The following is a 6,353-nucleotide window of genomic DNA, read 5'->3' as shown; positions in this document are numbered from 1 at the left end:
ATAAAGAAAAGCGGAGCCGACTGTTTAGGCCCATTGGCTAAGGTTCTTTCACACAGAAGGTGCTTTTTACCTTCTTGTGTGGAAGGTTCTTAGACATGAGGGCCTAGGAGGCAGAGCTAGACAAAGATGTCGAAAAATGAAAATTGATATATTGAGAAGGAATACATATGGTTGAAAAAATAGGATTTATAGAGAAGAAATAAAACTGCTCCCCACCTCTTAAAGATGGGGAGCAGTTTTAAAATAGGTGGCATGTATCCAGCTTAGACATACACGATCCACATCTTTTAGATTCGTAATATATCCAAGCTCGATATATTTCTCGCATCAAAGTTTCACTTTATTGTTCGATTGAATAGTTTGGTACTTTTTTAATTTGTGCCACACCTGATTCGATTGCTGCTTTTGCTACCGCAGCTGCTACACTTGGTACAACTCTTTTATCCAATGGATTTGGGATAACATAATTTGCATTTCGTTCTTCATCTGTAATGATGTTAGCGATTCCATACGCGGCAGCTAATTTCATTTCCTCAGTAACATCTGTAGCACGCACATCTAATGCACCGCGGAATATACCCGGGAATGCTAATACATTGTTCACTTGGTTTGGAAAATCAGAACGTCCTGTTCCAACAACAGCTGCTCCCGCCTCCAGTGCCTCTTCTGGGAATATTTCTGGTACTGGATTCGCCATTGCAAACACAATCGGATTTTCATTCATTGTCTTCACATGTTCTTTTGTTAATACGTTAGGAGCAGATACGCCGATAAAAATGTCTGCGCCCTGAATCGCTTCTTTTAATGTTCCGCGTACATGTTCGCGATTTGTTTCTTTCGCAATCTCGATTTGTGCAGGGTTCATCCATGATTCTCCTTCACAAACGACACCTTCTAAACTTACTAACGTCATATGCTGTGCGCCTGCTTTTAATAACAATTTACCAATTGCAATCCCTGCAGAACCAGCACCATTAATGACAATCTTCACTTCATCCATCGTTTTATTTACAACTTTTAACGCGTTAATAACTGCTGCTAAAACAACAATCGCTGTTCCATGCTGATCATCATGGAATACTGGAATGTTTGTTTCTTCTTTTAAACGCTTTTCAATTTCAAAACAGCGCGGCGCTGCAATATCTTCTAAATTAATACCCGCAAATGTAGGTTCTAAATTTTTAACGATGGTTACGATTTCATCTACATCAGTCGTTCCAAGACAAAGCGGAAATGCATCGACATTCGCAAACGTTTTAAATAAAATACTTTTTCCTTCCATAACAGGCATAGCTGCTTTCGGTCCAATATCACCTAAGCCAAGTACTGCCGTTCCATCTGAGACAACCGCAACCATATTACCGCGCGCTGTATAGTCATAGGCTGTTTCTTCATCTGCCGCAATCGCCTTACAAGATTCCGCTACGCCCGGTGTATATGTCAAACTTAAATCATCAGCTGAATTTACTTCTACTTTACTTGTAATTTCAATTTTTCCTACTAATTCTTTATGAAGTAATAACGAACGTTCTTTAATTTGACTCTCTAACATAGAAATAATCTCCTCCTAATTTTACAAGCTAGCTACGTCTTTACATAGCTAGCTTGCCTGATGTTACATTACGAAAACATTTTTAATAAAATTGATGCAGTTACAACCATTGCTGCTCCGCCTAAACGCGTTGAAATTTGGGCAAACGGCATTAATTCCATACGGTTTGAAGCTGATAAAATCGCAACGTCTCCCGTTCCGCCTAGTCCGCTATGGCATCCTGTTACAATCGCAGATTCAACTGGGTACATTTTCATAACTTTCCCCACAAGGAAACCAGTCGCGATCATTGTTACTACTACTGATGCACACACCGCAACATATCCAACTGAAAGAACAGCTGCTACATCTTTTAACGGAATGTATAATAGTCCTAAACCAACCATTAATGGCCACGTTAAGCTTGTTGAAATAAATTTATATAAGTGATAGGCACCTTGCTCCATTTTTGCTGGCATTAATTTAAAGTATTTTACAAGTGCTGCTGAAAAGATCATAATGATTGCCCCTGGAATACCGATAAATTTAGAAGCAAGTCCACCGAAAATAAAGAACGTACATGCAATTAATAAACCTGCTCCCATTAATGAGAAGTCAATTGGTTTTTCTGTATTTTGTTCTTTTAATAAGTCATCTTGATTACCTGTTTTCACCAATACACCATTACCGCTAAGCTCTGGTTTTTTCTCACCTAATCGCTTCATGTATCCAGCGCCTACAATCGCAAACATATTTCCGATAACCGCTGCTGGAATAAGCTGAGATACAAATGTTGCTGATGATTGATGTAAAATTTCACTGTAAGCTAAAGAAAGTGGTAAAATACCTTCTCCGATACCACCGCTCACAATTGGTACAATGATAAAGAAGAACGTTCTCTTCATTTCAAATCCAAATAATGATCCAACTAATAATCCAACTGCAATAGAAGCTAGTGTTCCTACAACTAATGGAATAAACATACGAATAAAGCCTTGCACTAACACTTTACGGCTCATTCCTAAAACACTTCCGATTACTAAACAAGAAATATATAAATATAAAAAGTTCGATTTTTTCATCAACATATTCACAGCATTCATTGATGCTGGGTTCATCCAATTAAAGAACACGAGAAATGACGGAATAAATAATGAAAGAATTGCTGGTCCACCAACGTTCTTTAAAATTGGAATTTTCATTCCGATATCGCCTAAGAAAATACCCATAATCATAATAACTGCAAATCCGCCAATCATATCCGCTGGCAACTTATTATATACAGATGCTCCGTAAATAACCGCTGCTAGCACAAGATATAAAGGTAACGGTATAACACCAATTTTTATGTTCATAATTTTTGAAATGAATGTTTCCTGCTTTGTTTCTCCTTCACCTGCAGGTGACATCGTTTCCACTTGATTTTGAATCCCCATAGAGGCACCCCCTTATGTTGTTATTTACAATATTAAAACGCTTTCAATAGTAATAATAGATTTTGTAAGTTTTGTAAGTGGTTTTGTAATTAAAGAAAGAGGTCAGACCAATTTTCTGATCTGACTTTTCTAATCTTACAATTCCCTTGGCTTCTTTGATTTTGGATACTTTTTTCGTGTTATAATTTAAATATTAAGAATAATCAACCCCCAGCGAGGTGAAGTTACGAAATGAAATTGTATGAATGGAGTAAACATGTTCAAGAAATGTGTGAGGGCTCAATTCCTTATGATCCCATTGTTTTTTCTTTGATGGCCTCCCTATCAGGATTCATCACGTACATGAAAAAATAATGTAGAGGGGACACTACAAAAGGAATATACAGAATTACATGAGTATGAAACGTAAAGGCATGCTGGATAGCAATAATCTATCAGCATGCCCTTGTTTATATATAAATTCATTTTAACTTTCCAACATATAAACTGCCGCTATACAAAAAAGTGCTCCCCACTTGCTTTCTCCCTTTGGTTTAACCCTTGTATGTGGCAGAAAAAGGCCCTGACCGCATCTATGCATGACCAGTTGCTCTCGTCCTCCTAAAAAGAAAGGGGTTTTTAATTCACACCTAACTTTTCTTTTGCTTTCACAGGTATTTGCTTAGTCGTTATTTCTTCGTATCTTTGAATTCCATGTGTTTTATCAGGATATTCACCATTTACATACACACGCAGAAATGCCTGTAATTTTAAGTTTTTAGTTGCAAAAAATTTAACTGTTTCTTCATTTCCCTTTTTATCATATGCTTTCATCGTATACCAATACACGGGCTGCTTTTCTCCATCATTATCTTGTACAGATTCTTCTTTTCCATTCTCTGTGATTTGAACGTAATATTCTTTTGCTACCCATTTTTTAATATCTATTGCATCATTTTTTTCAGCAACAGCTAGCACTACCATTGAAGATATGGAAAATAACAGCATGAATAAAGTAATACCTATTACATATTTCTTCAAGTGAATCACACCTCTTCTGTTCATTTACTATGTCTGTTTGTATGATAAAAGTTTTATATATGATTTGTTATCGATTTACATGACAGCAAGATTACATTTCTGTAATGTTTCCCTTTTCTCATTGCACATAATTTTTTTGTGATAAAATAAAGGTAAATTAAGGAAATGGAGAGGAGCCTTTTTAATGAATCAAGTTGAAGACAAATTTTTATCTACTGTACTTTCCCAATTTATACATATAAAAGAACGAGCAGAACAAGCAATTGAACAATTAACCGAACAAGAACTCCATTGGCAACCTAATGAAGAATCTAATAGTGTCGCAATCATTATGAAGCATTTAAGTGGAAATATGCATTCAAGATGGACTGGCTTTTTAACAACAGATGGAGAAAAAGAAGAAAGAGATCGCGACGATGAATTCGTTGACACGATCCAGTCAAGAGAAGAATTACTACATATTTGGGAAAAAGGATGGTTCCTCTTATTTTCAACGATTCAAGAACTTAAAACAGATGATCTACTAAAGATTGTGACCATTAGAAAAAATCCCTTAACGGTTTTAGAAGCCATTCAAATTGAAATTGCTCATTGCAGCAATCACTTAGGTCAAATTCTATATATCGGTAAGCAAATTAAAGGTTCGGAGTGGAAAATATTAAGCATTCCGAGAGGACAGTCTAAAAATTTTGTTAAATAACGTCAACAAGAAAGGAGAGATAAATGTGGATTATTTACTTCTAACAGCAGTAATCGCTTTAGGTATATTTTATATTTCCGATCAGTTAAACAACATTCATACAAGATTAAAACGAACAGAAGATAAATTAGATCAAATCGCTAAACACATGGAACTCCCTGAGCATACAATTAACGAAAAACTTCGCCAGCTAGTGAAAGATGGAGATAAAATCAAAGCAATTAAGAAGGCACGAGAGGTTTTAGGGTTGTCATTACTTGAAGCTAAAAATTATGTTGATTCTTTATAGCGCTATAAAAGCTAGCAAAATGCTAGCCTTGCATGTGACAGACTTTTATTCATGGCCAGATGCTCTCGCTCATCTAAAAAGAGAGGGGTTTTTATGTCGTTGTTCCAATTTGTATTTATATATAAACATGTATGTGATTATTTATTAAATCTAACCTAATTTCCTAGATTTAATAAATTGTCGAATTTTAAAGAAAATTGTCTATTTTTCGTTGATTTATTTTATTTTTAATGTTAAACTCTTAATAATAAAGAAAGAGTAGCGAAAAAACCCTTAATATTTTAAGTTTTCTGAAAATTAAGTTTTTAAAACCTTTTTCACTTTCATTGACATTCTTGTGCTGCTCCCGCTCTTTCTTTATCCTTTCAAGAAGTTGTCACAAAGCTAGTACTTTGTGGCGGCTTTTTTTATTTCCTTACATCCCTGCATTATTCTTTAATGTTTGTTGCTCAATAGAACTTTTTATTAACTTTAAACACATATTAAAATTTCAAGAGTATCAACAAAGGCAATATCTAAAGTATTTTCATTAAAACATGCGCTATCTATCGTATTCACCCTTTAGTTAAACTCAGGTTGCGACTGTCTTTCCAAGAATAAAAAAAACCTCCGCATTATTGCGCAGGTTCTGTACGATATTTTGCTTCAACGCGGTAAATACGATTTCCCTTGCTTGAGAATTTTTCTTCGTATTCCGTCATAATGTTTCCTTCAAAATCACTGTTGTGAAGATCTAAGCTAATATACGGCAGCAGCATGCCGTATTCCGCCATACTTGTAAGAGAGTATTCAAACAGGGCTTGGTTATCTGTTTTGAAGTGAATTTCTCCGCCTTTTACAAGTACTGTTTCGTAGTTACGTAAAAATGTTTTATACGTTAAACGGCGTTTTTCATGACGATTCTTCGGCCATGGATCAGAGAAATTTAAATACACACGATCAATTTCATTCTCCCCAAAGAATACTGTTAAATCTTCTGCATCTTTATTAATTAATTTTAAATTCGGCAGCGCGTATTCAATTAATTTATCAAGTGCATCTACAACTACACTTGTAAATTTCTCAATTCCAATATAGTTTACATTTGGATTTGCTTTTGCCATTTCGTACATGAAGCGGCCGCGGCCTGTTCCAACTTCAATGTGAATCGGGTTGTCATTTCCAAATAATTCTTTCCATTTTCCGTTATGTTCTTCTGGATTTCCAATTACAAACTGTGAATATTCTTTCGTTCGGTCCATTGCATATGGTTTATGTCTTAAACGCATAGTTCTCTCCCTCTCTGCACTCCAAGATGTGTGTATCATATAAAAAACCAAGTACGTACGAGCACTCGGTCCGTTTCTTTCAAGTATAAAATTTACTATTTTGACGGAA

General features: G+C 35.4%; 6 protein-coding genes. 2 read left to right on the top strand and 4 right to left on the bottom strand.

All coding sequences use genetic code 11. The features are described from left to right. Window positions 1–340: 340 nt before the first annotated feature. The 3 genes from BM350_RS22475 to BM350_RS22465 all read right to left on the bottom strand — a co-directional run bounded on the left by BM350_RS22475 (window position 341) and on the right by BM350_RS22465 (window position 3,987). Window positions 341–1,552: an NAD(P)-dependent malic enzyme gene (locus tag BM350_RS22475; RefSeq protein ID WP_090918696.1), complete on the bottom strand. Its 1,212-nt coding sequence runs from the start codon at window positions 1,550–1,552 to the stop codon at window positions 341–343. A gap of 68 nt (window positions 1,553–1,620) precedes the next feature. Next, entirely contained in the window at window positions 1,621–2,967 is a 1,347-nt protein-coding gene (locus tag BM350_RS22470) for a 2-hydroxycarboxylate transporter family protein (protein WP_090918697.1), read from the bottom strand. 618 nt (window positions 2,968–3,585) lie between these two features. Then, window positions 3,586–3,987, bottom strand: coding sequence for a YxeA family protein (locus BM350_RS22465; RefSeq protein WP_170857754.1), 402 nt, complete (start codon window positions 3,985–3,987; stop codon window positions 3,586–3,588). 184 nt (window positions 3,988–4,171) lie between these two features. On the opposite strand from BM350_RS22465, the gene BM350_RS22460 reads away from it, so the two are divergent. Both BM350_RS22460 and BM350_RS22455 read left to right on the top strand, forming a co-directional pair. Next, complete coding sequence (locus tag BM350_RS22460) at window positions 4,172–4,687, top strand: DUF1572 family protein (protein ID WP_090918701.1); 516 nt, start codon at window positions 4,172–4,174, stop codon at window positions 4,685–4,687. A gap of 25 nt (window positions 4,688–4,712) precedes the next feature. Next, the gene (locus BM350_RS22455) at window positions 4,713–4,976 is read left to right on the top strand and encodes a ribosomal protein L7/L12 (RefSeq protein ID WP_090918703.1); all 264 of its coding nucleotides are present in this window, start codon (window positions 4,713–4,715) and stop codon (window positions 4,974–4,976) included. 614 nt (window positions 4,977–5,590) lie between these two features. Here the strand turns inward: BM350_RS22455 and trmB are convergent. Then, window positions 5,591–6,244, bottom strand: coding sequence for a tRNA (guanosine(46)-N7)-methyltransferase TrmB (gene trmB, locus BM350_RS22450; RefSeq protein WP_090918705.1), 654 nt, complete (start codon window positions 6,242–6,244; stop codon window positions 5,591–5,593). Between the last annotated feature and the right edge of the window lie 109 nt (window positions 6,245–6,353).

The organism is Bacillus sp. 103mf (assembly GCF_900116295.1).
In the GTDB taxonomy this organism is placed as follows: domain Bacteria; phylum Bacillota; class Bacilli; order Bacillales; family Bacillaceae_G; genus Bacillus_A; species Bacillus_A bruguierae.
The sequence above is the reverse complement of the archived record's forward strand: the minus strand, read 5'-3'. Positions and strand labels throughout refer to the sequence as shown.

Coding starts and splice junctions, on each gene's coding strand:
- BM350_RS22460 (WP_090918701.1), top strand. CDS start 4,172: ATGAATCAAGTTGAAGACAAATTTTTATCTACTGTACTTTCCCAATTT.
- BM350_RS22475 (WP_090918696.1), bottom strand. CDS start 1,552: ATGTTAGAGAGTCAAATTAAAGAACGTTCGTTATTACTTCATAAAGAA.
- BM350_RS22470 (WP_090918697.1), bottom strand. CDS start 2,967: ATGGGGATTCAAAATCAAGTGGAAACGATGTCACCTGCAGGTGAAGGA.
- trmB (WP_090918705.1), bottom strand. CDS start 6,244: ATGCGTTTAAGACATAAACCATATGCAATGGACCGAACGAAAGAATAT.